The organism is Streptomyces sp. NBC_00400, from assembly GCF_036048035.1.
GTDB lineage: Bacteria > Actinomycetota > Actinomycetes > Streptomycetales > Streptomycetaceae > Streptomyces.
Map to the genome: position 1 here is coordinate 4226992 of NZ_CP107940.1, position 26382 is coordinate 4253373.

Sequence of the window (26382 nt, forward strand, 5' to 3'; positions counted from 1 at the left end):
TCGCATGCTTCTGCTGCTGTCGACCTCCGACACCGACCTGCTCAGTGCCCGCGCGGCCATGGGCCCCGTGCCGTACCGGCTCGCCAACCCCGCCCGTCTCGACGTCGCCGAGCTGCCCGCCCTGCTGGAGGGCTGTGACCTCGTCGTCGTACGCCTCCTCGGCGGCATCCGCGCCTGGGAGGAGGGCCTGGAGGTGCTGCTCGCCGAGGACCAGCACCGGCCGGTCGTCGTCCTCACCGGTGAACAGGCCCCCGACGCCCAGCTCATGGAGCAGTCGACGGTCCCGGTCGGCATCGCGGCCGAGGCGCACGCCTACCTCGCGCACGGCGGGCCCGCCAACCTCGGCCAGCTCGCCCGCTTCCTGTCCGACACGGTGCTGCTGACCGGCCACGGCTTCGAGCCGCCGGAGCCCGCACCGTCCTGGGGCCCGCTGGGGTGGGAAGGCCGCAACGAGACCGGCCCGCTGATCTCCGTGCTCTACTACCGCGCGCACCACATGAGCGGCAACACCGGCTTCGTACGGACCCTGTGCGAGCAGATCGAGGCTGCGGGCGGCCGGGCCCGTCCCCTGTTCGTCGCCTCCCTCCGCGCCCCCGAGCCGGAGCTGATCGAGGAGCTGCGGGCCGCCGACGCCCTGGTCACCACGGTCCTCGCGGCGGGTGGCAGCAAGCCCGCCGAGGCGTCCGCCGGCGGTGACGACGAGTCGTGGGACGCGGGCGCGCTGGCCGCCCTCGACGTACCGATCCTGCAGGCGCTGTGCCTGACCGGGCCGCGCAGCGCCTGGGAGGAGAACGACGAGGGCCTGTCGCCGCTGGACGCCGCCTCGCAGATCGCCGTCCCCGAGTTCGACGGCCGGCTGATCACCGTGCCGTTCTCCTTCAAGGAGGTCGACGAGGACGGCCTGCCGGTCTACGTCGCCGACCCCGAGCGCGCCGCCCGGGTCGCCGGGATCGCCGTCCGGCACGCCCGGCTGCGCCACATCCCGGCCGCGGACAAGCGCCTCGCCCTGGTGCTGTCCGCCTACCCGACCAAGCACTCCCGGATCGGCAACGCGGTCGGCCTGGACACCCCGGCCAGCGCCGTGGCCCTGCTGCGCCGCCTCCAGGCCGACGGCTACGACTTCGGCACCGAAGAGGTTCCCGGCCTGGTCTCCGGCGACGGCGACGAGCTGATCTACGCCCTCATCGAGGCCGGCGGCCACGACCAGGAATGGCTCACCGAGGAACAGCTCGCCCGCAACCCCGTCCGTATCCCGGCGGCCGACTACAAGCGCTGGTACGCCACGCTGCCGCAGGAGCTCCGGGACTCCGTCGAGGAGCACTGGGGGCCGCCGCCCGGCGAGATGTTCGTCGACCGGAGCCGCAACCCCGACGGCGACATCGTGCTGGCCGCCCTGCGCCGCGGCAATCTCCTCATCCTCATCCAGCCGCCGCGCGGCTTCGGCGAGAACCCGATCGCGATCTACCACGACCCCGATCTGCCGCCCTCGCACCACTACTTGGCGGCGTACCGCTGGATCGCGGCCTCCGCCGACGACGGCGGATTCGGCGCGGACGCCATGGTCCACCTGGGCAAGCACGGCAACCTGGAGTGGCTGCCCGGCAAGAACGCCGGCCTGTCCGCGGCCTGCGGCCCGGACGCCGCCCTCGGCGACCTGCCGCTCGTCTACCCCTTCCTGGTCAACGACCCCGGCGAGGGCACCCAGGCCAAGCGCCGGGTCCACGCCACCCTCGTCGACCACCTCGTCCCGCCGATGGCCCGCGCCGAGTCCTACGGCGACATCGCGCGCCTGGAGCAGCTGCTCGACGAGTACGCGGCGATCTCCGCCATGGACCCGGCCAAGCTGCCCGCGATCCGGGCCCAGATCTGGACGCTGATCCAGGCCGCCAAGCTCGACCACGACCTGGGGATGGACGAGCGCCCCGACGACGACGGCTTCGACGACTTCCTGCTGCACGTCGACGGCTGGCTGTGCGAGGTCAAGGACGCCCAGATCCGCGACGGTCTGCACGTCCTGGGCGGCGCCCCGGCCGGTGAGGCGCGCGTCAATCTCGTCCTCTCCATCCTCCGCGCCCGCCAGATCTGGGGCGGTACCTCCGCCCTGCCCGGTCTGCGGGAGGCGCTCGGTCTCGACGAGTCGGCGGCCACCCGGACGACCGCCGACGCGGCCGAGGAGACCGCCCGTGGCCTGGTCCAGGCGATGGAGGACGCGGGCTGGGACCCGGCGGCGGTGCCCGGAGTCGCCGAGGGGCACCCGTCCGCGGTCGCCGACATCCTCGACTTCGCCGCCCGCCAGGTCGTCCCGCGCCTCGCCGCCACCACCGACGAGATCGACCACGCCGTCCATGCGCTGAACGGCGGCTTCGTCCCGGCCGGGCCCTCGGGATCCCCGCTGCGCGGCCTGGTCAACGTCCTGCCGACGGGCCGGAACTTCTACTCCGTCGACCCCAAGGCCGTGCCCTCCCGCCTCGCCTGGGAGACCGGCCAGGCGCTCGCCGACTCCCTGCTGGAGCGCTACCGCACCGACAACGGCGACTGGCCGCAGTCGGTCGGCCTGTCCCTGTGGGGCACCAGCGCGATGCGGACCAGCGGCGACGATGTGGCCGAGGCCCTGGCCCTGCTGGGCGTCCGCCCCGTATGGGACGACGCCTCGCGTCGGGTCAACGGCCTGGAGCCGGTCGACCTCGCCGAGCTCGGCCGCCCCCGTATCGATGTCACCCTGCGCATCTCCGGCTTCTTCCGTGATGCGTTCCCGCACGTCATCGGCCTGCTCGACGACGCCGTACGGCTGGTCGCCGGCCTGGACGAGCCCGCGGAGTCGAACTTCGTCCGCGCTCACGCCCAGGCCGACCTGGCCGAGCACGGTGACGAGCGGCGCGCGACCACCCGTATCTTCGGCTCCCGCCCGGGGACGTACGGCGCGGGCCTGCTCCAGCTGATCGACTCCCGCGACTGGCGCACCGACGCCGACCTCGCCGAGGTCTACACCGTCTGGGGCGGCTACGCCTACGGCCGCGGTCTCGAAGGCCGCCCGGCCCGGGACGAGATGGAGACCGCCTACAAGCGCATCGCGGTCGCCGCCAAGAACACCGACACCCGCGAGCACGACATCGCGGACTCCGACGACTACTTCCAGTACCACGGCGGCATGGTCGCCACCGTCAAGGCGCTCAAGGGCAAGGCCCCCGAGGCGTACATCGGGGACTCCACCCGTCCCGAGACGGTCCGCACCCGCACCCTGGTCGAGGAGACCTCCCGGGTCTTCCGCGCCCGGGTGGTCAACCCCCGCTGGATCGAGGCGATGCGCCGCCACGGCTACAAGGGCGCCTTCGAACTCGCCGCGACCGTGGACTACTTGTTCGGCTACGACGCCACCACGGGCGTGATCGCCGACTGGATGTACGACAAGCTCGCCCAGACCTACGTCCTCGACCCCGAGAACCGCGACTTCCTCCAGGAAGCCAACCCCTGGGCCCTGCACGGCATCGCCGAACGCCTCCTGGAGGCCGAGTCGCGCGGTATGTGGGAGAAGCCGGACGCCGAGACGCTGGCGGCGCTGCGGCAGGCGTTCCTGGAGACCGAAGGGGAGCTGGAGGGGGAGGACTGACGGACGCGGCGGCGGGGGCGCCGCCGCCTGCCCGGGCCCGCCTGATGCCTCGGCATCAGGCGGGCTTTGCCGTGCGGTCTCTCCGGCCCAAGGTGATGCCCCGGCCCCACGGTGATGCCTCCGCCCCACAGCGATGCTCCCGGCCCGGGTGCGGCCCGCGGGCCCCGGTGCGAGGATTTTTGTGGGGGCGGTGGCTGTGCTGCCCCCGGGCGGACGAGGAGGCTTCCGGTGACCGGCACGAAGACATGGAACGCCGAGATCAGCATCACCGAGACCGACAACGAGGTCCGGGCCGAGGCCAGGCTGCGGGGCAAGGCGGGCGGGCAGATGGTCGGCCAGGGGGAGGCCCGCTGTAACCCAGCCGACGAGAACGTCCCGGCCATCGGGGACGAGCTGGCCGTGTCACGGGCGATGTCGGACCTCAGCCATCAGCTGCTGCAGCGCGCCGCGCACGACATCGAAGTGCACACGGCCCGGCCGGTGGAGCGCCTGCGCGCCTGAGGCGGCCGCCGACACACCGGACGCCGTCCGGCAGACACGCCCGGCGGCGTCGGTGGCATGCCCTGTCCGGCATGCCGGGAGGACGTGGCGTCCGGCACACGCCGCCCGCCGGTCATGTAATGGTTGTATGTACTTGACCCATGACCGCACGCTGGCGGACATGGCACGACTCTCAGATGCGCAGTGTGAACCGTGGTGGTGTCCCGCATGCGGCCTCTCCTCCGAATCCTGCCGCCCGATATCGGAACACCCCACGTCCGAGGGAATGGTGCGGTACCTGTGGTGCCACACCAGTGGATGGCTCATCGCCCGCTCCGACGTTCAGCTGATCCAGGTGAGCCCGGGCGGAAGGCGCCGGACCACGGACTGTGGGGTTCCGTAACATCCGGGACGGTCACGTGAAGCAGAATCACTACGGCCGTCTCGGGGCCGTGCTGTCGGCCGATTTGATCAATCTGCCCGAGATGAGCGCGGCAAGCGTGCAAGGCCTGTTGGAGGCGCATGAGATTCGCCGCCCGGCAGTCGTCGATGCCGATGTGGACGGCTTTCGATGGTGGCGGGATCAACTGGCCCGCGTTTTCCGTTCCGCTGATCCGGCTGAGCAGTGCTCAGCCGTGAACGACCTGCTGGTGGCGGCGACCATCCGTCCCTGGGTGACCACCCATGACGGGCTCCAGCCCCATCTTCACTTCGTGCCCGACGAGGCTGATGTGCTCTCCAGGGTCAAGGCGGTCACCGCCGGTGGCCTTGCCTTCGTCCTGTGCTGGGAAGGGGGAGCAAGGCTCGGGCGGTGCCTGCGCGCCGAGTGCTCCCGCGCCTATGTGGACACGTCCAGGAACGGGCGACGGCGGTATTGCACAGCACGCTGCGGGAACACCGAAGCAGTGATGCGACACCGGTCCCGGTCGTCGGGCCTCGGGCCGTAGTCGTCGGGCCTCGGGCCGTAGAGGTCTTGCCCTGAGGTTTTTTTCGGAGATCCTTTCCGGCAGCCCGGCAGCCCGGCAGCCCGGCAGCCCGGCAGCCCGGCAGCCGCTCCCCGGCCCGACGGGATCCCTAGTGGCTTTCCGTCGGGAAGTCCGGTCCGATCGTCAGCGTCACCGCGCCCGGTGCCGCCCCGGCCGACTCCGTGGCCTTGGTCCCGGGGAGGCGGGAGGACAGCACCTCGCTCTGCGTCTTGAGCGCGGCCGGGTAGCTGACGGTGGTCTTGTCCGTCGCCGGGGCGTTGCCGGTGCCGACGACCGTGAAGCCGAGCGCCCGCAGCTGGTCGGCGGCGGAGGCGGCCCGGCCGGGTACGCCGGTGCCGTTGAGGACGCGGACCTGTACGGCGTGGGCGGTCACCGGGTTCTTCGCGGCCTCGGCGAGCTTCTGCTTTCCGGCGGCGCCGATCTCGCGGTCGTGCGCCAGGTCGCTGAAGAGCCGGCCGGCCTGCGGGTACTGCCAGACGACATTGGCCTTGTCGGTCGGGACGTCGGCCTCGCGGTAGTAGTTGGGGACGGTCAGGAAGGTGAGGCGGTCGGTGGGGATGTCCTTGACGGTCGCGGCCAGGTCGTAGAGCGGCTTGATACCGGCCAGGGCGTTGTCGGTGGTGAGGGACTTGGTGGCCGAGTTCAGGAAGTCGTAGAGCTCGGTGGGGCTGGTGAGCTTGGACTGGGCCTTGGCGCCCAGGGCCTTCATGAATTCCTGCTGGCGGCCGATGCGGCCGAGGTCGGAGCCGTCGCCGACGCTGTAGCGGGTGCGGACGTAACCGAGCGCCTTCTCGTCCCGGACGTTCTGGCAGCCCGCCGCCATGTCGAGATGGGCCTTCTTGTCGTGGATGGCGTGCTTGGGGCAGACCTCTATGCCGCCCAGCGCGTTGACCATGCCCTTGAAGCCCTGGAAGTCGACCGAGGTGAAGTGGTCGATGCGCAGCCCGGTGTTCTTCTCGACGGTCTTGATGGTGCAGGCCGCGGCCTTGCGGATGTCGCCGGAGTCACCGCCGATCGAGAACGCCTCATTGATCTTGAAGTGGTGCGGGGCCGACTTCGAGCCGTTGCCCCGGGTGCAGGCGGGGATCTGCACCCAGGAGTCCCGGGGGAAGGACAGCGCGGTGGCCCACTTACGGTCGGCGGCGATGTGCAGCACCATCAGCGTGTCCGACTGCATGGTGGTGAGGTTCCTGCCGTACTTGGCGTTGGCACCCGCGCGGCTGTCGGAGCCGACGACCAAAATGTTCTTGGAGCCGGGGCTGAGGTTGACCGGCCGGGCGCCGTCGACCCCGATGTCCACGCCGTGGATATTGCCGTCCAGGTGCTGGTAGACCCACGCCCCGACGCCGGCCGTGCCGAGCAGCAGCACGCCGAGTACGCCACCGGTCCAGGCGAGGATGCGGCCGCGGCGGGTCATCCGCAGCTTGCCCGTACCGCCCGCGGGACCGGAGCCGTCGCCGGCTCTACGGGACCTTCTGCCGGTGGTTCGCGTAGCTCCGCCGGTGGTACGCGACGTGCCGCCGGTGGTACGCGACGTTCCGCCGGTGGTACGGGACGTTCCGGATGCGCCGCGGGTGCCGCGCCGGGCCGTCTGCTGGTGCGTCTGCCTGTCATGCACGCCGATGGCCCTTCTGGTCCTTCTGATACTGGTGAGGCGAGCGGTGCTCTAGGGGGGAGGGCACGGCAGCGGCGGCCGACGATGTCGGCTGTGGCGGCAGGGCCTGCTGTGTCGTCAGCGTCTGCTGTGGCGGCTGGGGAGGGCGGATCAGATGCCGGTGCTGGGCAGCAGCAGTATGGACTCGGGGTCGTAGCGCAGCCACTGCGGACACGCGCTTGCGCTGCCGGGCAGGGTGCGCAGCCGACACCACAACTCGCCCGCACCGTCCGTCCACCAGGCGTTGATCCGGCCCAACATCCACTTGCCGTCCGGGTATTGGACCTCCACCGGCTGATAAACCCATCGCACCTCCGCCTCTGGGGGCGGGCAGTCCCAGGTCAGGAGTCCGCGCCTCGTTGCCATCTCCCCCTCAGGCCGCGCCTGTTGCGCATGTGCGCGCCACTGTACCGGGAAGATCTACAGCGTTGTAGAAGTTGCCCGGTACGGGGTTCGCGCAGCGCGGGTGCGCCGTGCGTGCCCCGTGAGGGTCAAGGGTCAGTGTGCCCCTAGAGGGGCGTTGCTGCCTTCAGAACAACGAACAGCGCTACCGCGGCGTTGAGCGCGGAGACGGCGGAGGCGGCCGTGCCCGCCGCGGCGACCAGGGCCGCCAGACCGGCCGGCGTCAGGGCCGGCGGCCAGTGGCGGGCCGGCGGTACGGGCCCGAGCAGCGCCACCACCCGGCGCGGCACCGGGCCCGGTTCGGGCGCCGCGAAGTGTGCCAGACCCGGTTCCGCGGACCGGGTGACCAGCGCTGCCTTGCCCACCGCACGCGCGGTCAGCCGCCGGTCGCCGACCACCTGCGCCGCCTCCTCGTCCGCCCAGCGCTCGGTGGCGAAGGCGACCGCCGAACGCAGCGGCAGCAGCAGCGGGTTGACGCAGCCGGCCAGGCGTACGGCGAGCAGATAGCGGTGGTGGCGGCAGTGCAGATGAGCGCGCTCATGGGCGAACAGGGCCCGCCGCTCGTCGCCGTCCAGGCTGCGCAGCATCCCGCGGGAGACCGCGACCCGGCCGGGCCTGGCGGGCCGTCCGGGGCGGGCCGGGGTGCCGGGCACGGCGTAGGCGTAGGGCTCGTCGTCCGGCAGCACCGCGGGATCGGCGTCGGCCGGCAGCCCGTTCAGCGCACGGTGGGTACGGGCCCGGATGCGGCGGTGCCGGCGCAGCGCCGCGCCGCACGTGGCGAGCGCGGCGGCCAGCAGCGGGATCGCGGCGACGCCCGCGACCTCGGCGAACGGGACCGCGGCCCGCACCTGAGGGTCCGACCAGCCGTCGGGCAGCGGATTGCCGCGCAGTTGGGCGGTGCCGACGACCACCAGCAGGCCCAGGCACAGCGTGCTGCACAGGCCGAGGACCGCGGCGAGCAGGGTCAGCAGGCGAGTGGTGGCGCGGGGGTGGAGGTGCTGCTCCGCGAGCCGGGCGATCGGCAGGGCGGTGAGCGGCAGGACGAGCGGCAGGAATACGAAGACGCCCACCGGTCAGCCTCCGCGCGCTTCGTCCGAGGGGTGGTGCCGGCCGGGAGGCGTGGGGTCGTCGGCCGTCGCGGTGTCCTTGGCCGTCGCGGTGTCCTCGGCCGTCGTGGGGCCGTCGGCCGTCGTGGGATCCTCGGCCGCATCGCGGTCGAGGAGGGTGCGCAGCAATTGCTCGTCGTGGATGGAGAGCGCGGAGACGAAGCTGGTCAGTACGGCGTCCCGGTCCGGTTCGCCGTCCAGGACGCGGCGCATCCGCAGTGCGGCGAGCCCGGCCTCGTCGGCGGCCGGCGTCCAGACGTAGGCACGGCCGGACCGCTCGCGGGTGACGGCCTGCTTGGCGTGCAGCCGGGAGAGGATCGTCATCACGGTCGTGTACGCGAGGTCGCCGCCGAGCCGTTCCTGTACCCAGGCGGCGGTGACCGGCCCCGGCGCCTGGTGCAGCGCGGCCAGCACCTGGGCCTCCAGCTGGCCCTGCCCCCGCCTGCGGGCGCGCTCCCGTCCGGCGCCGCCGAAGTTCCCGAAGGCCTTCCCGCCCATGCCGTCGCCTCCCGTCGCTCCGGGTGTCCCGCTGGCCGGGACGTCGGGGCATCTTACTGAGCGCTCGGATCGGGGCGGCTTGCCCGGTGGCCCGGATCCGGGTGCTTGCTGAGGGGCCGGATCCGGGCGGTGGTCCGCTCGTACCGTCGCCGGACGCCACGGACTCCGGCCGCCTACTTCTACACTCCTGTAGATTTTGAGGCTCACCCGGAATGCAGACAACACCTGGAGGGAAGCCATGGGAGTCTCGCTGGCCAAGGGCGGCAACGTCTCGCTGTCGAAGGAAGCCCCCGGACTGACCGCGGTCACGGTCGGCCTCGGCTGGGACGTACGGACGACGACGGGCGCGGACTACGACCTGGATGCCAGCGCGCTGCTGTGCACCGAGGCGGGCAAGGTCGTCTCCGACGCCCACTTCGTCTTCTACAACAACCTCACCAGCCCCGATGGCTCGGTGCGGCACACCGGTGACAACCTGACCGGCGAGGGTGAGGGGGACGACGAGTCCGTCGAGGTCACGCTCTCCACGGTGCCCGCCGAGATCGCAAAGGTCGTCTTCCCGGTCTCCATCCACGATGCCGAGAGCCGCGGGCAGAGTTTCGGCCAGGTCCGCAACGCCTTCATCCGCGTCGTCAACCAGGCGGACGGGGCGGAGCTGGCCCGCTACGACCTGAGCGAGGACGCCTCGACCGAGACCGCGATGGTCTTCGGGGAGCTCTACCGGAGCGGTGCGGAGTGGAAATTCCGCGCCGTGGGCCAGGGGTACGCATCCGGCCTGGCAGGCATCGCGGCGGACTTCGGCGTCAACGTCTGAGCCGCTGGCTCCGGGGGCGGTGCCGGTGCCGGTGGCCGTGCCGGGGGAGGGCGCGGGGGCGGGCGCCCGTGCCCTCCCGTGCCCTCCCGCCCATAATCACCCACAACGGGATGTACCGGTCCTCCCCGGGGTACCTTGGAAACACCGGAACGCCGAAGGATGCCGAGGGCGCCGAGGGCGCTTGGGTACGCCCAGGACCCCGGGGGTGCGCGCATTCGGTGAGGTGAGCACCATGCAGACTCTGTGGACCGTGGTCGTGCTGCTGGCGCTGGTCGCGCTGGGGGCGCTGTTCATCGCCCGGGTCAATGCCCAGGGAACCGGACGGATGGCCCCCCACCGCTACGCGGACTGGAAGCATTCGCTGCAAAACCGGAAGCACAAGCCCCCGCACGATCACGACGATGCCCACCCGGTACCTCCGGCGGCCGGACCGCCGGTGGCCGGACCGCCGACGGCCGCTCCACCGACGCCGCCGGACAAGGCAGGTGGCGACCCGTGACGTCCACCGCCCGAGGCGACCCGCCGGCACGGGACTACGACGGGACCTCCCCGTTCCCCGACAGCGGCACCGAGCCCCCGCCGACCCCCGGCCGCCGGATGTACGTCACGGTGACCGCCCTCATCGTCATCGCCCCCTTCGTCGGCCTGGCCGTCGCCATTCCTCTCCTCTGGGGCAGCGCCGTCCACCTCACCGACCTCGTTCTGCTGGCCGTCTTCTACGTCATCAGCGGCCTGGGGGTCACCGTCGGCTTCCACCGCGGCCTCACCCACGGCAGCTATACCGCCACCCCCGCACTGCGTGTCGCGCTCGCCCTCGCGGGCTCGCTCAGCTTCCAAGGCGATGTCATCGACTGGGTCGCCACCCACCGTCGCCACCACGCCTACACCGACCGGCCCGGTGATCCGCACTCCCCTTATCGCTACGGCACCAGCCTGCGCGGTCAGCTGCGCGGACTGGTGCACTCGCACATCGGCTGGCTGTTCGGCAACGACCCCACCTCACACCGGCGCTTTGCGCCCGATCTGCTCGCCGACCCCGGGATCCGCGCGGTCGACCGGGCGTTCCCGCTGCTGTGCCTGCTCACCCTCGCCCTGCCGTTCGGGCTGGGCTGGGCGCTCGGCGGCTCCTGGGTCACCGGACTGACCGCCCTGCTGTGGGCCGGGTTCATCCGGATCGCGCTGTTGCATCACGTCACCTGGTCCGTCAATTCGCTCTGCCATGTCATCGGGGAGCGTCCGTTCCGCACCCGGCGCCACGACCGGGCGACCAACCTGTGGCCCCTGGCCCTGCTGTCGTTCGGTGAGAGCTGGCACAACCTGCACCACGCCGACCCGACCTGCGCCCGGCACGGCGTCGACCGCGGTCAGCTCGATGTGTCCGCCGCCGTCATCCGGCTCTTCGAACGTCTCGGCTGGGTCCGGGACGTGCGGTGGCCCGACCCCGCACGGGTGGCGGACCGCCGCATCAGGAGCACCGCATGACCACCGCCGGGGATCCCCACCCAGCCCCTCCTCACCACCACGCGCCTCACGCGCCACCCCTCGTCGCCCGTCTGACCATTGCCCCGCACACCGATACGGTGCGGTGCATCGACGGTGTCTGGTGGCCCCACTCGGCCGACCTGCTGGCCGAACTCCCCGAGCTGCTGGCCGCGCTCCCCTTCGACTGGCCCCGGATCAGCCACGCCACGGTGAACGGCGCCCCCTGGTCCGCGCTCCCCGCCCACACCCTCGTCGAAGGCCATGTCGTCCGCCTCCGCAGAACCACCGGCCGTCCCGGCCCCGACACCATCTGCCTGGTCTCCCCCGGACACGGCCGCTGGGACCTGCTGATCATCCCGCCCAGCACCCCCGAGCCGGAGGCCGTGCGCATGATGGCGGAGATGGCCCGCACGGGGGAGCTGACACCGGCCTGAGCGGGACCACACGGGGGAGCCGACAGCGGCCCCTGAGCGGGACCAACAGTCCAGGGGCTGCAGGGGCTGCAGGGGCTGCAGGGGCTGCTTGGGCTGCCCCATGCCAACGGGCAGTCGGCCGCGGCCGTTTCACGTGAAACGAGCGCACCGCCCGCGGAGGAGGCCGCACCATCTGAGAGCGACGCCGCACCACCCGAGGGCGACGCCGCACCACCCGAAGGCGAGGCACGCCGGGCACCGCTAACCGAGAATCCCCCGGTCGTACGCCACCGCCACCGCCGCGGCCCGGTCCTTCGCACCCAACTTGCCGTAGATATGCGTCAGATGGGTCTTGACCGTCGCCTCGCTGATGAACAGCACGGCGGCGATCTCACGGTTCGAGGTGCCCTTGGCGACGAGTGCAAGGACCTCGCGCTCGCGGGCGCTGAGCGGTTCATTGCCCGGTGACCTGACCCGTGAGACCAGACGGGAGGCGACCGCGGGCGAGAGCACCGTACGGCCCTCGGCCGCCGCACGGACGGCCGTGAACAGTTCCTCGCGAGGGGTGTCCTTGAGGAGATAGCCGGTGGCACCGGCCTCGATCGCCGGGAGGGTGTCGGAGTCGGTGTCGTAGGTCGTGAGCACCAGCACCTTGCAGCGCGGCGCCCGGCGCGCCAGCTCGATGATGGCCGCGACCCCGCCGCCGCCCGGCATCCGCAGATCCATCAGGACCACATCGGGGTCGAGGCGTGCGGCGAGTTCCACGCCCTCGATGCCGTTGCCGGCCTCACCCAGTACCTCGAATCCGGCGGCGGAGGCGAACATGCCGCGCAGACCGTCCCGGACCACGGGGTGGTCGTCGACGATGAGGACGGTGACGACGGCGGACGGGCAGGCGTGCTCTGTCCGGTCGGTGCGCTCTGTCCGGTCGGTCCGCTCGGTGCGCTCCGCCCCGTCGCCGTGCTCGGTCCGCCCGGTGCGCTCGGTGTGTTCAGCCATGGCGGACCAACGGTACGCGTGCGGAGACGGCTGTTCCCTGGCCCGGTTCGGATTCGATGCCGACGGCGCCCGCGATCCGTTCGGCACGTGCCCGCATTCCCCCGAGGCCGAAGCCGCCCGTGCGCTCTCGGGGCGGCAGCGCCGCCGGGTCAAAGCCACGGCCGTCGTCGCGGATGTCCAGCGTCACCTCGTCCCCCATGTACGAAAGGGTGACGCCGACCCGCGAAGCGTCCGCGTGCCGACGGGCGTTGGCCAGGCCCTCCTGGGCGATCCGCAGCAGGGTGGCCTCGACCTCGTCGTGCAGCGGCTCGGCGGTTCCGGTGACGGTGAACTCGGCGCGTACGCCTGCCACGGCCGACCACTCCTCGACGGTCCGGCGCAGGGCATCCGGCAGCGCGGCATGCTCCAGCAGGCCGGGGCCCAGGTTGTGCACGGAGCGACGGGCCTCGCCGAGGCTGTCGCGGGCCAGTGCCACGGCGCGCCGGGCGTGCCCGCGGGCGGCAGCCGGGTCGCTGCTCTCGGTAGCGGCCTCCAGCTGGGTGATGATGCCGGCCAGGCCCTGCGCGAGAGTGTCATGGATCTCCGCGGCCAGCCGGCGGCGCTCATCGGCGATGCCCGCTTCGCGCGCCTGGACCAGTAGCTGTGCGTGGAGACCGACGTTCTCCTCCAGCGCCGACTCCAGCCGGGCGTTGGTGCGTTCCAGCTCGGCGATGGTGGCGGCCTTTGCCGCGGCGTGCTCGGCCTCCTGGGCGGCGATACGGCTGAAGACCAGTACCAAGGGGGCGTTGAGGATATACAGCAGCCCGAATGCCACCCAGTTCACGGCGCTCGCCGGGGGCAGCCCACCGGACTGCGAGCCGGACATGATCACCGCGGTCGCCAGCAGCCCCGCACGGAGGAAGCGCGGCGGCAGCAGATGCCCGGCGTCGAAGTAGCCGAGGACTGCATAGATCGCGAAGAAGGGGTTCAGCCACGTCAGCGTGAAGGCCAGCAGAAAGCGGACGAGGTAGTAGACCTGCCCGGCCGGTGCCTGCGCGGGCAGCCGGTGGCCGGCCCGGTTCCACCACACCTGGAGCGCCAGCGCGGCAGCCACCAGCACACCCGCCGCCCACACCTCCTGTCCCGGCAGCAGCTGATCCGCCGACGCGGCCGAGGCCAGGACCCCGAGGCCGAGGAGCGGGTAGCCGCCCCACCGCCGCAAGTTGTGGTCCCACGCCTGCTGCGCGGAGCTGCGGGGCTGCGCGAGCGGGGGAGAGGTGAGCGGCACCGGTGGCCGGGTGACGGGCCCCGCCGTCCCGCCCTTGCTGTCGACGCTTGCCATGCGGGCAGTGTCTCCCGGGCGGTGTGCGGACACCCAGACTCCGGTTGCCACCCTCACTCCCACCGGAAGCGACGCCTGGCGACCAAGCCCAGCACGAGGGTCCACGCCGCCAGCACGGCGAGATGCGACCAGCCGGGCCAGTGGCCGGACGAGGCCTGGGCGAGTGCCTGCGAGGCGGCACCGAACGGCAGCAACTGGACGATCTGCTGCAGCGTGTCCGACATCGCCTGGACCGGAATCCACACGCCCGCCGCGAACATCATCGGGAAGAACACCGCCGTGCCGGCCACACTCGCCGCCTTGGTGGTCGGGGAGAGCGCGCAGAGCAGGCAGCCCAGGGCGAGCGCGCTGCACAGGGTCAGCACGGCCGCCAGCACATAGCCGGCAAGCTGCCCGGGCAGCGCCACACCGAAGGCGATCCGGCCGACGGTGAGCGCCAGCACCATGGAGGCCACGGTGGCCCCACCGTGCAGGGCGATCTGCGCGCCGAGCAGCGCCGGGGGCCGTACCGGGGTCGTCGACATCCGGCGCAGGATGCCGCGCTCCCGATAGCCCGTCAGCACCGCGGGCATCACCTGGATTCCGGTGGTGATCGCGGCGAGCAGCAGCGCCACCGGAACATACAGATCGATGGTCCGCCGGCCGCCCAGCGACGGATTGGCCTCCCGGAAGGAGGGGATCAGACCGAGGATGGTCAGCAGCAGGGTCGGGAAGACCAGGATCCAGAACAGGGACCCGGGCTCGCGCAGGAACAGCCGGGCCTCGGTCTTCAGAACGGCGCGCGCGGCGGCTGCGGCCCGGGTCTTCGGCGGGGCCGGCGGGTGTGCCGGGGCGGATGTGGTGGATGTGGCGGGCATGGCGGGCACCTCAGGCTTCCTGCGCGGTCAGATCGAGAAAGGCGTCGTCGAGCGTGGCGTCGCCGACCCGTAGTTGCCGTGCGGTGATGCGGTGCCGGGCCAGCAGGGAGATCACCGCGTCGACCGTGGTGTCCGTGCCGTGGATCACCAGCCGCTCACCGGCGGACCCCGGCGCGTCCCGTCCGTCGGTCCGGCCGTCGGTCCGGCCGGTCCGTTCCACGGACCCGAGCTGTGGCAGCGCCGCCAGCTCGGCCGGGTCGAGCGGTGCCGACGGCGTGAAGGAGATGACGACGGACCGCGAGGCCTTGCTGATCAGACCCGCCGGGGTGTCCAGGGCGGCGACCCGGCCGCGGTCGATCACCGCGATCCGGTCGCACAGCCGCTGGGCCTCCTCCATGAAGTGCGTGACCAGCAGCACCGTCACCCCGGAGGCACGCACCTCCTCGATCAGCTGCCAGGTGTCCCGGCGGGCCCGCGGATCGAGGCCGGTGGTCAGCTCGTCGAGCACCACCACCCGCGGATTGCCGATCAGCGCAAGCGCAATGAACAGCCGCTGCTTCTGGCCGCCGGAGAGCTTGCCGAAGCGTGCGGAGAGCCGGTCGGTGAGGCTGAGCCGTTCGACGAGCCCGCGCCAGTCGGCCGGGCGTGGATAGCAGGCGGCGTAGAGCTCCAGCGCCTCTTGCACGGTGAGTTTGTTCTGCAGCTCGCTCTCCTGGAGCTGGGAGCCCAGGATCTGGGTGACCCGGTCGTGGTCGGCGACCGGATCCAGCCCGCCCACGCGCACCGTCCCGCCGTCCGGGACGCGAAGGCCCTCGATGCACTCGACGGTCGTCGTCTTGCCGGCGCCGTTCGGGCCGAGGACGCCGAAGATCTCTCCCTCCGCTACGGCGAAGGAGACCTCGTCGACCACGGCCCGGCCCCCGTAGACCTTGCGCAGCCCGGTGACTTCGATGATTGCCATAACCCGAGAATCCGCCCGGCGCACTCGGTGGCACATCGCCCAACCCGCTCGGAACGGCATCAACCGATCGGTTGACCGGAGGCTGCGACCCGTCGCCGGCCTGCCGTCCGACGGCTGTGGCTACTGCGTACGGGTGGTGTTCATCGGAAGAACGCCGATCCGGGGGCGTCGGTCCGTGAATCCTCCCATTGCGTACTCATCATAAGAAAACGCAACAGAAGCGACGCCATCCAAGCGGTGCACCGGAAGCGGCGCAACGGAAGCGAAGCAACCGAAGCGAAGCAACTGAAGTGAAGCGCCTGAAGCGAAGCAACTGAGAAAGCACAACGAAGCAGACGCAACGGATCTCTCGGGGAGATCCTGACCGAAAGTGAGGGGCCATGGCTGCGACCAAGGTCATGAAGTTCTGGGCGGTGTGCCTTGCCATGCTGGGCAAGCTGCTGGCAGCACTGGGTGTCTCCGCGACGGCCTCGGCCGCGCGCCGGGATGCCGCACTGTACGAGCGGACCCTGGGCAACGGAAACGCGGGCACCGACGCCCCCGAGGCCGAGGCCCCGGAGGCGGTGAGGTGCGCCGCACCGGACCGCGGGCCAGGGACGGGGGCCCCTGCCGTGCCCGCTCCGCGCGCCGTACCGCTGTACTGCCAAGCCGGCCCCGCCCGGCGGATGTTCGCCCGGCCCGAGCTGCCGCCGACGATCAAGCAGCGCATCAGCGCCGAGGCCCATGGCACCTCGCCCGGTCTGCGCACCCGCCTGCGCTCCCGCACCGAGCCGACGGCCGACGAGTTCGCCGCCCCGGCCCCGGCCCCGGCCCCGGCCCCTGCCCCGGCCCCTGCCCCGGCCTCGGCCCCTGCCCCGGCCCCTGTCCCTGCCCCGGTCGGTACCGGGCCGGACGCCGGTGCCGAGGCGGACGCACGCCCCGCGGCCATTCCGGCGGCCCGCCGCCATGCGCACACCGCTCGCGCCGTCTGAACCGGGCGGCAGCCGTTCTGAAGCCGGTACCCGGCCCTTTGAAAAGGGCGCAACGACGCGTGACAGCTCCGGCGGACACGCACGCCGAGCGAACGCTCACGCCGAGCGAACGCTCCCACCGAGCTCACGCCGGCATGGACGCCGGCGAGGAAGCGTCGTAGACGAGGCAGCGCAGATCGACATGTTCCACGTGAAACCACAGCAGACATGTCTCATCCGCAGGCATGAACCAACCGCCCGCGGAAGCGAACCACCCGCAGACGTGAACCACCCGCAGACGTGAACCACCCGCAGACGTGAACTACCCGCAGATGTGAACTACCCAGAGACGTGCACCACCCAGAGACGTGAACCACCCGGACTTCCCGGGGGTCCCGCAGGCCTGAACCACCCGCCCTCCACCCGGAGTTGTCCGGCTCAGCTCCCGACCGGGGCAGCGGTCCCCGGACCCCCTCCCAGCTCCAGCCCGAGCTCCGCACGCAACGCACGCGTGTCGGGCTTTCCGTTGGCCGTGAGCGGGAAGTGGTCGACGACATGGACCGCATTGGGCTGTTCATACTCCGCGAGGTGTTCGGCGAGCCGTCGGCGCCAGGTGAGCGGAGCCTCCCCGTCGGGGTCGGCGACCACGAAGTGCAGTGCACTGCCACGGCGTTGGTCCTCGACCGCCAGTACCTTCACCGGCCGGCCACAGGCCTCGGCACGGCGTTCCAGGCTCTCGGGGTAGAGCGTGAAGCCCAGCCGGTGCACGGCCTGATTGCGGCCCACCACCCGCACGGTGCCCTCGGCGTCGACACTGCCCAGGTCGGCCGTCGGATACCACGCGTCCGGGTCGACCGGCGTGAGCGAGCCGTCCTCCTGGAGGTAGCCGGCCATCAGCCCGGGTGAGCGCACCTCGATGCCGCCGAGCTCGCCGGCGTGGGCAGCGGTGCCGTCGGGGCGCATGACGCGCAGCCGTACGCCGGGCAACGGGCGCCCGCAGCCGTGCGGTGCGTCGGGGGTGGCCAGCGCGACATTGCCGAGTTCCGTCAGACCGTAGCCGTCCAGGAGCGGGCGGCCCATTGTCGTGTGGAAGGCCTCTGCCAGCGGCGCGGGCAGCGGTGCGCCGCCCACGCCCCAGAGCCGTACGCCGGCGAGCCCGGCGCGTGCCTCCGGGCGGCGGCGCACCACGCCGAGGAGCGAGTGGTACGTGGACGGGGCGGCGTCCACGGCGGTGGCGCCGTGGGCCGCGGCCTGGCCGACGGCCGCGTCGAGCCGCTGGTAGGGGGTGACCAGCAGGGTGCAACGGGCCAGCCACCACAGCAGGATGACGGAGAGCCCGTACTGGTGCGAGAAGGGCAGCAGCGGCGCGAGGACGTCGTCCTCCCGGTAGCCCATGGCCTGGATGGTGCGCAGTGAGTTGTCGAGGACGGCCCGGCCGGGCTTGATGATGCCCTTGGGCCGTCCCGTGGTGCCCGAGGACCACAGGACGAGGGCGTCGGGGCGGCGGAACCAGGGGGCCAGACCGACGGCGCCGGGTGGGGGCGGCGGGGCGTCGGCGGCCAGCCGCGGGTAGTGGATGACGCGCCGGTCGGGGATGCCGGGGAAGCCGGTGGCGTGGTCGGCGGCGGTGACCAGCCAGCGGGCCCGGGCCTGGCGGCCGGCCGCGGCGGCGTCGGCGCCGGAGAGCCGGTGGTCGAGCGGGATGAGCGAGGTGTCCAGCTGCATCAGGGCCAGCAGGGTGACGACATAGCCGACGCTGTTGTCGCCCTGCACCAGGACCCGGTCGCCGGTGCGGAGGCCGAGCTGCCGTAAGGCGTGTGCGGTGGTGCGGATCCGGAGGCCGAGCGTCGGGCCGTCGAGGCGGCCGGTGGCGTCGAGCGGGGCCGCGCTGCCGCCGGTCGGGGCCGCGGTGCCGTCGACGAGACGGGCGGCGGCGACCGGAGGGGCGATGGTGTCGGTCATGGGTGGTCCGATTCCGTGGTGTCGAGCGGGCGCCGGGCGGGCCGCGGGGCGGTGGCCGGGCGCAGCAGCGAGGACGTGGTGGTGGCCACCCGGGCGCCACCCTCGTCCCGGAACTCGCAGTCGAGGGTGAGGAGGGGGCGGCCGGCGAGGGTGGTGGTGGTGAGGTGCACGGTCGCGTGCAGGGTGTCGCCGGCGTGTGCGGGGCGGGCATGGCGCAGCGTCTGCCCGCGGTGCACGGTGCCCTCGGTGGTGCCGAAAGCCGGTTGCAGGCGCAGGAGTTGGTCTTCGGCGTGGGCGGCGAGGGTGGCCAGGTAGGTGGGCGGGGCGATGATGTCCGGGTGGCCGAGGGCGCGGGCGGCGGCGGGGTCCGTGTACGCGGGGTGGGGGTCGCCGAGCGCGGCGGCGAAGGCGGCGATCCGCCGCCGCTCGATGGCGTACGGGCCGCAGCACAGCGTGCTGGGCGCCGCCGCTCCGTCCGCCGCCGCTCTCTCCGTCATCGCCGCTCAGTCGCCGATCATGTGGTGGCCGCCGTCCGCGTGCACGATCTCGCCGGTGGTGGCGGGCAGCCAGTCCGACAGCAGCGCCACACACGTACGGGCGACCGGTTCGGCATCCTGCGGATCCCAGCCGAGCGGGGCGCGGGCCGCCCAGCTCTTCTCGAAGGACGGGCCGTCACCGCCGATCCCGCGCGCGGCCAGGGTGCGCAGGGGGCCGGCCGCGACGAGGTTGGCCCGTATGCCCTGGCCCCCGAGGTCGCGCGCCAGATAGCGGGAGCAGGCCTCGAGTCCGGCCTTGGCGACGCCCATCCAGTCGTAGCCGGGCCAGGCACGGGAGGCGTCGAAGTCGACGCCGACGACACCGGCCCCGGGGCGGAGCAGCGGCCGGCAGGCCATGGCCAGCGCCACCAGGGAGTACGTCGAGGTGTGCAGGGCGGCGGACACATCGCGCCACGGTGCGGTCAGGAAGCCGCCGTCCAGGCAGGTGGCGGGGGCGTTGGCGACGGAGTGCAGTACGCCGTCGAGGCCGTCGAGGTGCGCGCCGACGCGGTCGGCGAGGGTGCTGAGCTGTTCTTCGTCCGTGACGTCCAGCTCCACGACCGGGGGCTCTTCCGGCAGCCGCCGGGCGAGCCGGGCGACCAGACTCGGCCGTCCGTAGGCGGTAAGGACGATCTTGGCGCCCTCTTCCTGGGCGAGGCGTGCCACCGCGTAGGCGATCGAGCTCTCGGTGATCACACCCGTGATGACCAGCTGCTTTCCGTCGAGCAGACCGCTCATGCGGTTCCTCCGTCTGACTCATTCCGACTTCGGAGTCACTGAAGACAACTCAGAAGCTGTGTCCTGACTTGGTCTTGAAAGGCCGTCATTGACAACCTATCGGACCTCCAGTTGACTGGAACAGTCAAGTGTAGTCAAAAGAATGACTCCAGTGTCATGGAGATGTGGACGTCGCGCCGGCGCGCAGGACTTCCCGGTGATGCCCCCGTGCCGGGATGCCGCGTCGGCCGGTCGGCCCCGGCCCTGGTCCCGGCCCCGCCCCGTGGCAGGCCGCCGGCCGGGCCGCGGCCGCTCCGCACGGCCTCCGGGCCGCCCCTCCGCCCTGCGCCACCCCGCACTCCACAGAGAGGTGACCGTTATGACCGTCCCGACCCGCGAAGAGATCGTTGCGCAGCTCGCCGAGATCCTGCACGAGGTGGCCGGCGTGGTGCCGGCCGAGGTGACCGAAGAGAAGTCCCTGGTCGAGGAGTTGGATGTGGACTCGCTCGCGATGGCCGAGGTCATCGTCGTGGCGGAAGAGCGCTTCGGGATCGAGCTGCCCGAAGAGGAGATGAAGGACATGCGCACGGTTTTGGACATAGTGATCCGGGTGGAGAAGCAGGCGGCGTCCTGAGGGCGGCCGCCGGCCGTGCGCTTCTGCCGGCCATGCCGCACCGGCAGAAGCGCACCCGGGCACGCGTCACCCGCGCAAGTCGGCGCCCGCACAAGAAGGCACCCGGACAAGGACGGTGAATAGCAGTCAGATTGCCGCCCGTTGAAGAGCGGCCGGCCTTCGGCTTGCGGTCACCCGGGGTTCACCGCGTCGCGCCGGGCGCGCGGTGGCGAAATCTCGTAATGCCCTCGGGTAAAACGAAGTTGATTTTCGGTCGTCGCTTGTTGACGCAGGCATAGACCAGGGATACCTTGAAGATCTCCGGAGTGTAAATCAAATCGACTCAGTGCACTGCTTTCTCGGATGTGACCGTCCGGAAAGGAGACATGGTGCGAGGGGATCTATGCGGGGGGACCAGCCTTCCTGTGGCGCGCATTCGCTCAACCATGACGGCGGACCGGCCAACGTGCCCCAAGAGGAGGCGTGTTGGGACCCGTCCCGCTCATCGGAATTAGTCGACGGTTTTCTGCATATATTCTCGAACGTACCCGTTGACATTCGACGGCCCGACTGTTTAACGGCATTTCTGGGCCGGCTGCTGCATTGTTCTCCCAGCGATATGCGGGTGACCCGGGACGGCTTCGGACGGCCGGTGTGCGCCGAACAGCCCGCCGCCGGCCGGCGGCCGGGCACCCGTCTTTGCCTCGACGCCGGCGGGGACACGGGCCGGCGGTTCCTGGCCCTGATCAGGGACCTCCCGGTGGCGCTGTCCGTGCACACCGTGCCCCGTGGACCGGTCGGCGAACTGCTCCTCCCCTTCACCCCGTTGGAGCGCGACTACGTCCAGGAGGCTCCGGCGGGCCGGCGGGGCCGGCGACTGGCCCAGTTGTGGACCCGTAAGGAAGCGGCACTACGGCTGACCGGCCGCGGCGAGCTGGCCGCCGCCGACGCGATCGACGCGCTGAGCGGTGTGCGGGAGGGCAAGGTCGTGATCCCCGGATCCGCCGCGGGCCCCGGCGGCACGGCGTACGTCCGCGAACTGCCCGCGGGCCCGCAGACCGTGGCCTGCGCGGCGACCTCGGCCCCGGCGCCCGGGGTCCGGATCTGGCGGGCGCCGTGCGAGCCCGCCGGTAGCCACGGCGACGCGACAGCCGGGGCGGGCAGCGCCTGGAGGGACGCCTAGAGGGGATGTCCAGAGGGGGATGCCAAGAGGGAGACTCCCCAGGCCCGGACACCGCTCCCAGGCGCAGGACACCCCTCTACGGCATGAGCACCGCGTGCGGATCAGGGCCTTCGCCCGTACGGCCGCCGGCGCTCAGCTCCCGCCAGCTCTCCAGCGCCAGCCGGAAGGCGCCGGCGTGCTCATAGCCCTCGGCGGCCTCCTTGAAGTCGGCCTCCGCGGCCTCCACGCCGCCGTCCGCGCGATGGGCGCGGGCGAGGTGGAGCAGAGCGCGGGCACGGTCGAGGGGCGTCAGCCCGGCGGCGTCGGGATCGATCGCCGTGGCGTGCTCAGCGGCCGCCGCCGGCCGGTGGTGGCGCAGCGCCGCGGCCGTCTCCAGAACGGCGAGCCAGGTCCTGGTGGACGGGGTGTCGACGAGCGCGGCGGCCTGCCGGGCCCGCGCCAGCAGGGCGTCGGCCTCGTCCGCCGGGCCCGCGGTGAGGGCCAGCAGCGTACGGGCACGGGCCAGTTGGAGCCGCAGCCGCACACCGTCCGTCGCGGCGAGCAGCTGCTCCGCCTCGGCCAGCAGCTCCAGCGCCCGCTCCGGGTGCCCGCCGAGATACTGCGTCCCGGCCACCGCCCACAGCGCGGCGGCCCGCAGTTCACCGGCCGGGAGGGGGGCGACCTCCGCCTGCAGCTCCGCCCCGAGTTGTTCGGCGCGGCTCCACTCCCCGCTGTCGACGGACACCGACAGCAGCGCCATCCGGGCCTGCGCCCGCTCGGGGCGGCCGGGCTCCAGCTCGCCGGTGACCCGGACGGCCTCCTCGGCGAAGCGGAGCCCGTCCGCGAGGCGGCCGGCGGTGCGCAGCAGTTGGGCGAGTTCGACGGCGACGCGGGCGTGCAGCACCGGCGCGGAGCGGGTGAGCGGATCGTCGAGGAGGTGGCGCAGCGCCGCTTCATGGCGGGCCGGGTCGTCGAGCCGCCCGAGGACGGTGGCCAGTTCCCAGCGTGCCTCCCAGCGCACCTCGTCGTGACCGGTGCCGGCCTGCTCCACCACGGACTCCAACTGCCGCCGGGCGGCCGGCCAGTCACCGGCCAGCTGGCTGGACCGGGCGGCCACCAACTGGCCGACCAGGGCCAGGCGCCGGGTCAGCCGGTCGCCGGGCTCGTCGGTGGCGCACAGCGCCCCGACCGTCGTGCCGAGGCGCTGGGCGAGGGACCGGGCGATCTTGGCGCCGGGGACTCTGCGGCCGTTCTCGACCAGCGAGACATAGCTGGGGGAGAGATCGTCCCCGGCGAGGTCCCCCTGGGACAGACCCTGAGAGCGCCGGACCTCCCGCACTCGCTTACCGAAAGCAGGCTGCTCAATCGTCAAGAAAATCGCTCGCAGTTGAGTGGGGCGGACGGACGGTGACGGGGGCGCGGACGCTGCGGACAGACGGAACGCAATGACCGCGAGTCTACTCGTCACAGGCCTGCTCAGGGGCGATTGTGAACGACCCGGCTCCGCACCGGGAGTCATTTTTTGTCACGTTCGGAGCGTGGCATTCCCGTGGTCCGGGCGGGTGTATTACGACAGATGGGAGGTTGCCTCGGGGGTTTGGCGCCACGGTGGGCAGGAGTGTGAGGGGGCCCGCGGACCGGCCGGGAGTGCGGCCGCTTGTCATATGAGGAAGTCGAGTGTAATGACTTTACTTGACAATAAATGACAGTTGGCTGACGCTGACCCTCCATGGACTACGCCCCGAGGAGGGACATATGAGCTCCGCTCCCGCATGGCCGACCGTGGCCGCCGAGCCGGAGGAGGACAGCACCGACAGCCGGCGTGTGGCGGCCGTGCACCGGGTCCGGGACTTCCTGGTGAACGACGCCGGTACCGTGCACGAGCTGCTGTGCGAGATCTCCACCCACCGCGCCGCGCGCTACGAGATCGAGTCGACCATCGCCACCCTCGACGGGGCCCTGGACGAGGTGGCCGCCCACCGGCCAGGACGCGTCCCCCGGCTGGCCGCCTTCATGCCGTCGAACGTCATCCTCTACTCCTACGCCCTCTACCTCCTGGTCCCGGCGCTCTACACCGACCGCCTGGTCTTCCGCCCCTCCAGCCGGGTCAAGGACCAGATGCAGCGGCTGCACACCCTGCTCGCCGAGCGGCACGGCCTGCCGATCAGTCTCACCGGCGCCAGCCAGCGGGAGTTCCTGCAGGAGCACGTCCGCCCCGCCGATGTCGTCGTCTTCACCGGCGCCTACGCCAACGCCGAGCAGATCCGCGCCCAGCTCTCCCCCGGGCAGCTCTTCCTCTTCCTCGGCTCCGGCGTCAACCCGTTCGTCGTCGCCCCCGGCGCCGATGTGGAGCGGGCGGTCCGCGACGCGATCGCCATCCGGGTCCTCAACACCGGTCAGGACTGCCTGGGCCCCGACCTGTTCAGCGTCCACGAGTCGCTGCTCGACCCGTTCGTCGACACCCTGGTCAGCGAGCTGAAGGGGCTGCGCTACGGCCCCTACTGTGACCCGGACGCCGACTTCGGGCCGATCTTCTACGAGAGCGCACTGGAGGACGGCGCGCAGTTCCTCGCCCGCAACCACGGCGGCATCGTGCACGGCGGGCACGTCGACTTCCGCGGCCGGCGGCTCGACCCCACCGTCGTCGTCGGTCCGGAGGTCACCCCGCGCACCCACGTACCGGAGTTCTTCGCCCCCATCTTCAACATCGCCGGCTACCGCGACGAGGACGCGCTGGCCGCGACCCTCACCACGGGCATGTTCACCGAACGCGCCCTGGGCTCCAGCGTCTACGGCCACGCCCCCGGCCTCGTCGAGGCGCTGCGCCGGCGCACCACCGTCACCCTCGACACCACCTTGCTCTCCATCGACAACGGCAACGCCCCGTTCGGCGGCTACGGCCGGATGGCCAACTACATCGCCGACGGCGAGGACGTGCGGGCCGAACCCGTACTGATCTCCCAGGCCGTCGCCGCCTACGGACCGGGAGCCGGCCGATGACCCCGCATGTCCACCCCACCGCCTGGTCCGCGATCGCCGACCACCTCCACCACCTGGGCACCGAGGTGGTGTTCGGGCTGCCCGGCGACGATATGGCGCTGCTCGGGGAGCTGGAGCGGTCCGACACCACGGTGGTGCTCTGCCGCGACCAGCGCAACGCCCTGTTCATGGCGACCGGTTACGCGCTCGCCGCCGGCCGCCCCGGCGTCTGCGTGATCGGCAAGGGCCCCGCGCTGACCAATGCGCTCACCGGCGTCCTGGAGGCGCGCTCCGCCGCCGTGCCGCTGCTCCTCATCGCCGACGGCACCCGGCTCGACCGGCTCGGCACCGGCGCCTTCCAGGAACTGGACCAGCTGACCGCGATCCGCCCGTACGTGAAGTGGGCGACCCGCGTCGACCACCCCGAGCGGCTGCCCGGCGCCCTGGAGAAGGCCGCCGCGCTCGCCGTCAACGGCGCCCCGGGGCCGGTCTACCTGGAGCTCGCCGAGCAGATCGCCGCCGAACCGGTCACCCGCAACGGGCCGTGGCGCCCGGCCACGCCCCAGCGGCCCGGCCCCGACCCGGAGGCGCTGGCCGCCACCGCCGCCCGGATCGCCGCGGCCGAGCGGCCGTTGCTGCTGGTCGGCGGCGGCGCCCGGCACCGCAACACCGGCCGCCGCATGGAGCGCTTCGCCGAACTGCTCGGCGCCGGGCTCTTCAGCACCGCCTCCGGCCGTGGCACGGTCGCCGAGGACCACCCGCTGCACTGCGGCGTCAGCGGCCTCTACACGGTCGCCCCGATGGACACGCTGTGGCGGGAGGCGGACCTGGTCATCGCGCTGGGCAGCCGCCTGGAGGAGACCGCCACCTTCGGCTGGCCGGAGCAGACGGCGCAACTCCCGGTGATCCAGGCGGTGCTGGGCGAGGAGAATCTGGCCATGGAGCGGCCCGGCGGTCATGTGCTCGGGGACGCCGGACGGATCGTCGACGGCTGGACGGAGCTGCTGTCCGGTCACCGGCCCACGGGCGACTGGCCGGCGCGGGTCCATGCGGTGCGGGCCGCGCTGGAGCGGCGTGCGGCGGACCGCGCCGAGGAGGCCGCCAAGACGGTGACCGAGGGGGCCGTGCCGGTCGCCCGGGTGCTCGCCGCCCTCGACCGGGCGCTCCCCGCGGACCGTGTCCTGGTCCAGGAGAACGGCCTGCAGGACATGTGGTCGTACTTCTTCCCGCACTGGTCGCTGGGGTCCCGCGGCGGTTCCGTGGTGCCCAGCGAGCAGACCCCGCTCGGCTTCGGCGCGGCCGCCGCGGTGGGCGTACGGCTGGCCGAACCGACCGGGCGGCCGGTGGCCGCGGTGGTCGGCGACGGTGCCTTCAACCTCTTCCGCGGCGAGCTGCCCACCGTCGCCGACGCGGGCGTCGCCGTGCTCTACGTCGTCCTCGACAACGGCGGTTACGGCTGGCTGCAGTCCAACCTCGACCGGGTCTCCCCGGCCGGCTCGCGCTTCGCCTTCACCCGGTCCCGCCCGACCGGCACCGAGGGCCTGGCCGGCGCCTACGGCCTGGGCTACCGGCGGGTCACGGACGCCGACGAGCTGCCCGGGGCGCTGGCGGACGCCTGGCGGCAGGTCGCGGCCGGGACCACGGCCGTGGTGGAGGTGGCGACCGCGCTCGCCGACACCCCGCCCGGGATGACCGCCGCCGCGGGGGACTTCCCGGAGCGGGAGGGGCATTAGCCCCATCGGGGCCGCTGGGGCTGTCGGGCCATCAGGGCCCGTCGGCCCGGGGCGGGTGGACGGCGGACGGCGGCCGGCGGACAGCGGACGGTGGGCGGCACCAGAAAGGTGCGGCCCCGACGGGGAGGTCAAGACGGGGAGGTCGCGTGC

At 72.4% G+C, this 26382-nt stretch carries 24 protein-coding genes; 12 read left to right on the forward strand and 12 right to left on the reverse strand.

All coding sequences use genetic code 11. From position 1 onward, the window contains the following. Window positions 1–4: 4 nt before the first annotated feature. The 3 genes from cobN to OHS81_RS18390 all read left to right on the forward strand — a co-directional run bounded on the left by cobN (window position 5) and on the right by OHS81_RS18390 (window position 5034). Window positions 5–3607 carry a cobaltochelatase subunit CobN gene (gene cobN / locus OHS81_RS18380; protein WP_328385827.1) on the forward strand — a complete coding sequence of 1201 codons (3603 nt, stop codon included), beginning with the start codon at window positions 5–7 and terminating at the stop codon, window positions 3605–3607. Between the two features lie 228 nt (window positions 3608–3835). Next, the gene (locus OHS81_RS18385) at window positions 3836–4108 is read left to right on the forward strand and encodes a DUF1876 domain-containing protein (protein ID WP_328385828.1); all 273 of its coding nucleotides are present in this window, start codon (window positions 3836–3838) and stop codon (window positions 4106–4108) included. Window positions 4109–4506: 398 nt separating this feature from the next. Then, on the forward strand, window positions 4507–5034 hold the full coding sequence (locus OHS81_RS18390) for a CGNR zinc finger domain-containing protein (RefSeq protein ID WP_328385829.1): 528 nt from the start codon (window positions 4507–4509) through the stop codon (window positions 5032–5034). Between the two features lie 127 nt (window positions 5035–5161). Here OHS81_RS18390 and OHS81_RS18395 read toward each other — a convergent pair whose 3' ends face one another. The 4 genes from OHS81_RS18395 to OHS81_RS18410 all read right to left on the reverse strand — a co-directional run bounded on the left by OHS81_RS18395 (window position 5162) and on the right by OHS81_RS18410 (window position 8733). After that, entirely contained in the window at window positions 5162–6490 is a 1329-nt protein-coding gene (locus OHS81_RS18395; protein ID WP_328385830.1) for an LCP family protein, read from the reverse strand. A 348-nt stretch (window positions 6491–6838) separates the two neighbouring features. Next, the gene (locus tag OHS81_RS18400) at window positions 6839–7093 is read right to left on the reverse strand and encodes a hypothetical protein (protein ID WP_328385831.1); all 255 of its coding nucleotides are present in this window, start codon (window positions 7091–7093) and stop codon (window positions 6839–6841) included. 143 nt (window positions 7094–7236) lie between these two features. Further along, the gene (locus OHS81_RS18405; RefSeq protein WP_328385832.1) at window positions 7237–8199 is read right to left on the reverse strand and encodes a M56 family metallopeptidase; all 963 of its coding nucleotides are present in this window, start codon (window positions 8197–8199) and stop codon (window positions 7237–7239) included. 3 nt (window positions 8200–8202) lie between these two features. Then, window positions 8203–8733, reverse strand: coding sequence for a BlaI/MecI/CopY family transcriptional regulator (locus tag OHS81_RS18410; protein WP_328385833.1), 531 nt, complete (start codon window positions 8731–8733; stop codon window positions 8203–8205). Window positions 8734–8971: 238 nt separating this feature from the next. Between OHS81_RS18410 and OHS81_RS18415 the strand changes: the two genes are divergently transcribed. The 4 genes from OHS81_RS18415 to OHS81_RS18430 all read left to right on the forward strand — a co-directional run bounded on the left by OHS81_RS18415 (window position 8972) and on the right by OHS81_RS18430 (window position 11463). After that, entirely contained in the window at window positions 8972–9547 is a 576-nt protein-coding gene (locus tag OHS81_RS18415) for a TerD family protein (protein WP_328385834.1), read from the forward strand. 232 nt (window positions 9548–9779) lie between these two features. Next, window positions 9780–10046, forward strand: coding sequence for a hypothetical protein (locus OHS81_RS18420; RefSeq protein WP_328385835.1), 267 nt, complete (start codon window positions 9780–9782; stop codon window positions 10044–10046). After that, window positions 10043–11029, forward strand: coding sequence for an acyl-CoA desaturase (locus tag OHS81_RS18425; RefSeq protein WP_328385836.1), 987 nt, complete (start codon window positions 10043–10045; stop codon window positions 11027–11029). Before OHS81_RS18420 ends, OHS81_RS18425 begins: the two co-directional genes overlap by 4 nt. Beyond that, the gene (locus tag OHS81_RS18430; protein ID WP_328385837.1) at window positions 11026–11463 is read left to right on the forward strand and encodes a DUF5994 family protein; all 438 of its coding nucleotides are present in this window, start codon (window positions 11026–11028) and stop codon (window positions 11461–11463) included. Before OHS81_RS18425 ends, OHS81_RS18430 begins: the two co-directional genes overlap by 4 nt. A 240-nt stretch (window positions 11464–11703) precedes the next feature. Here the strand turns inward: OHS81_RS18430 and OHS81_RS18435 are convergent, their stop codons facing one another. The 4 genes from OHS81_RS18435 to OHS81_RS18450 are packed head-to-tail and all read right to left on the reverse strand — an operon-like array spanning window position 11704 to window position 15580. Next, window positions 11704–12441 carry a response regulator transcription factor gene (locus OHS81_RS18435; protein ID WP_328385838.1) on the reverse strand — a complete coding sequence of 246 codons (738 nt, stop codon included), beginning with the start codon at window positions 12439–12441 and terminating at the stop codon, window positions 11704–11706. Beyond that, window positions 12434–13762, reverse strand: a complete 1329-nt coding sequence (locus OHS81_RS18440; RefSeq protein ID WP_328385839.1) for a sensor histidine kinase — start codon at window positions 13760–13762, stop codon at window positions 12434–12436. The genes OHS81_RS18435 and OHS81_RS18440 overlap by 8 nt, the downstream gene beginning before the upstream one ends. Window positions 13763–13815: 53 nt before the next feature. Beyond that, on the reverse strand, window positions 13816–14619 hold the full coding sequence (locus OHS81_RS18445) for an ABC transporter permease (protein WP_328385840.1): 804 nt from the start codon (window positions 14617–14619) through the stop codon (window positions 13816–13818). A gap of 10 nt (window positions 14620–14629) precedes the next feature. Continuing rightward, window positions 14630–15580 (reverse strand): ABC transporter ATP-binding protein, encoded by a 951-nt coding sequence (locus tag OHS81_RS18450; protein WP_328385841.1) that lies wholly within the window; start codon window positions 15578–15580, stop codon window positions 14630–14632. Window positions 15581–15960: 380 nt separating this feature from the next. On the opposite strand from OHS81_RS18450, the gene OHS81_RS18455 reads away from it, so the two are divergent. Continuing rightward, window positions 15961–16551 (forward strand): DUF6344 domain-containing protein, encoded by a 591-nt coding sequence (locus OHS81_RS18455; protein ID WP_328385842.1) that lies wholly within the window; start codon window positions 15961–15963, stop codon window positions 16549–16551. A gap of 417 nt (window positions 16552–16968) precedes the next feature. Here OHS81_RS18455 and OHS81_RS18460 read toward each other — a convergent pair whose 3' ends face one another. From OHS81_RS18460 to fabI, 3 genes are read right to left on the reverse strand one after another with little or no spacing between them, the layout of a single operon-like run. Next, window positions 16969–18492: a class I adenylate-forming enzyme family protein gene (locus OHS81_RS18460; RefSeq protein ID WP_328385843.1), complete on the reverse strand. Its 1524-nt coding sequence runs from the start codon at window positions 18490–18492 to the stop codon at window positions 16969–16971. Next, on the reverse strand, window positions 18489–18989 hold the full coding sequence (locus OHS81_RS18465; protein WP_328385844.1) for a MaoC family dehydratase: 501 nt from the start codon (window positions 18987–18989) through the stop codon (window positions 18489–18491). The genes OHS81_RS18460 and OHS81_RS18465 overlap by 4 nt, the downstream gene beginning before the upstream one ends. A 6-nt stretch (window positions 18990–18995) precedes the next feature. Then, a complete protein-coding gene (gene fabI / locus OHS81_RS18470; RefSeq protein WP_328385845.1) occupies window positions 18996–19766 on the reverse strand; it encodes an enoyl-ACP reductase FabI in 771 nt (256 codons plus the stop codon). Between the two features lie 358 nt (window positions 19767–20124). Between fabI and OHS81_RS18475 the strand changes: the two genes are divergently transcribed. Both OHS81_RS18475 and OHS81_RS18480 read left to right on the forward strand, forming a co-directional pair. After that, entirely contained in the window at window positions 20125–20379 is a 255-nt protein-coding gene (locus OHS81_RS18475; protein ID WP_328385846.1) for an acyl carrier protein, read from the forward strand. Window positions 20380–20977: 598 nt separating this feature from the next. After that, window positions 20978–21541: a 4'-phosphopantetheinyl transferase superfamily protein gene (locus OHS81_RS18480; RefSeq protein ID WP_328385847.1), complete on the forward strand. Its 564-nt coding sequence runs from the start codon at window positions 20978–20980 to the stop codon at window positions 21539–21541. Window positions 21542–21617: 76 nt separating this feature from the next. On the opposite strand, the gene OHS81_RS18485 is transcribed toward OHS81_RS18480, so the two are convergent. Beyond that, window positions 21618–22859: a helix-turn-helix domain-containing protein gene (locus tag OHS81_RS18485; protein WP_328385848.1), complete on the reverse strand. Its 1242-nt coding sequence runs from the start codon at window positions 22857–22859 to the stop codon at window positions 21618–21620. Window positions 22860–23275: 416 nt separating this feature from the next. Here OHS81_RS18485 and OHS81_RS18490 point away from each other — a divergent pair, with 416 nt between their 5' ends. Together OHS81_RS18490 and OHS81_RS18495 are read left to right on the forward strand one after the other, a co-directional pair. Then, window positions 23276–24520, forward strand: coding sequence for an aldehyde dehydrogenase family protein (locus OHS81_RS18490; protein WP_328385849.1), 1245 nt, complete (start codon window positions 23276–23278; stop codon window positions 24518–24520). Further along, the gene (locus OHS81_RS18495; protein WP_328385850.1) at window positions 24517–26232 is read left to right on the forward strand and encodes a thiamine pyrophosphate-binding protein; all 1716 of its coding nucleotides are present in this window, start codon (window positions 24517–24519) and stop codon (window positions 26230–26232) included. Before OHS81_RS18490 ends, OHS81_RS18495 begins: the two co-directional genes overlap by 4 nt. Window positions 26233–26382: the final 150 nt, after the last annotated feature.

What these genes read in the sequence shown, in the direction of transcription:
- cobN (WP_328385827.1), top strand. Translation starts at nt 5, where the DNA reads ATGCTTCTGCTGCTGTCGACCTCCGACACCGACCTGCTCAGTGCCCGC.
- OHS81_RS18395 (WP_328385830.1), bottom strand. Translation starts at nt 6,490, where the DNA reads ATGACCCGCCGCGGCCGCATCCTCGCCTGGACCGGTGGCGTACTCGGC.
- OHS81_RS18400 (WP_328385831.1), bottom strand. Translation starts at nt 7,093, where the DNA reads ATGGCAACGAGGCGCGGACTCCTGACCTGGGACTGCCCGCCCCCAGAG.
- OHS81_RS18410 (WP_328385833.1), bottom strand. Translation starts at nt 8,733, where the DNA reads ATGGGCGGGAAGGCCTTCGGGAACTTCGGCGGCGCCGGACGGGAGCGC.
- OHS81_RS18415 (WP_328385834.1), top strand. Translation starts at nt 8,972, where the DNA reads ATGGGAGTCTCGCTGGCCAAGGGCGGCAACGTCTCGCTGTCGAAGGAA.
- OHS81_RS18420 (WP_328385835.1), top strand. Translation starts at nt 9,780, where the DNA reads ATGCAGACTCTGTGGACCGTGGTCGTGCTGCTGGCGCTGGTCGCGCTG.
- OHS81_RS18430 (WP_328385837.1), top strand. Translation starts at nt 11,026, where the DNA reads ATGACCACCGCCGGGGATCCCCACCCAGCCCCTCCTCACCACCACGCG.
- OHS81_RS18435 (WP_328385838.1), bottom strand. Translation starts at nt 12,441, where the DNA reads ATGGCTGAACACACCGAGCGCACCGGGCGGACCGAGCACGGCGACGGG.
- OHS81_RS18440 (WP_328385839.1), bottom strand. Translation starts at nt 13,762, where the DNA reads ATGGCAAGCGTCGACAGCAAGGGCGGGACGGCGGGGCCCGTCACCCGG.
- OHS81_RS18445 (WP_328385840.1), bottom strand. Translation starts at nt 14,619, where the DNA reads ATGCCCGCCACATCCACCACATCCGCCCCGGCACACCCGCCGGCCCCG.
- OHS81_RS18450 (WP_328385841.1), bottom strand. Translation starts at nt 15,580, where the DNA reads ATGGCAATCATCGAAGTCACCGGGCTGCGCAAGGTCTACGGGGGCCGG.
- OHS81_RS18455 (WP_328385842.1), top strand. Translation starts at nt 15,961, where the DNA reads ATGGCTGCGACCAAGGTCATGAAGTTCTGGGCGGTGTGCCTTGCCATG.
- OHS81_RS18460 (WP_328385843.1), bottom strand. Translation starts at nt 18,492, where the DNA reads ATGACCGACACCATCGCCCCTCCGGTCGCCGCCGCCCGTCTCGTCGAC.
- OHS81_RS18465 (WP_328385844.1), bottom strand. Translation starts at nt 18,989, where the DNA reads ATGACGGAGAGAGCGGCGGCGGACGGAGCGGCGGCGCCCAGCACGCTG.
- fabI (WP_328385845.1), bottom strand. Translation starts at nt 19,766, where the DNA reads ATGAGCGGTCTGCTCGACGGAAAGCAGCTGGTCATCACGGGTGTGATC.
- OHS81_RS18475 (WP_328385846.1), top strand. Translation starts at nt 20,125, where the DNA reads ATGACCGTCCCGACCCGCGAAGAGATCGTTGCGCAGCTCGCCGAGATC.
- OHS81_RS18480 (WP_328385847.1), top strand. Translation starts at nt 20,978, where the DNA reads ATGCGGGTGACCCGGGACGGCTTCGGACGGCCGGTGTGCGCCGAACAG.
- OHS81_RS18490 (WP_328385849.1), top strand. Translation starts at nt 23,276, where the DNA reads ATGAGCTCCGCTCCCGCATGGCCGACCGTGGCCGCCGAGCCGGAGGAG.
- OHS81_RS18495 (WP_328385850.1), top strand. Translation starts at nt 24,517, where the DNA reads ATGACCCCGCATGTCCACCCCACCGCCTGGTCCGCGATCGCCGACCAC.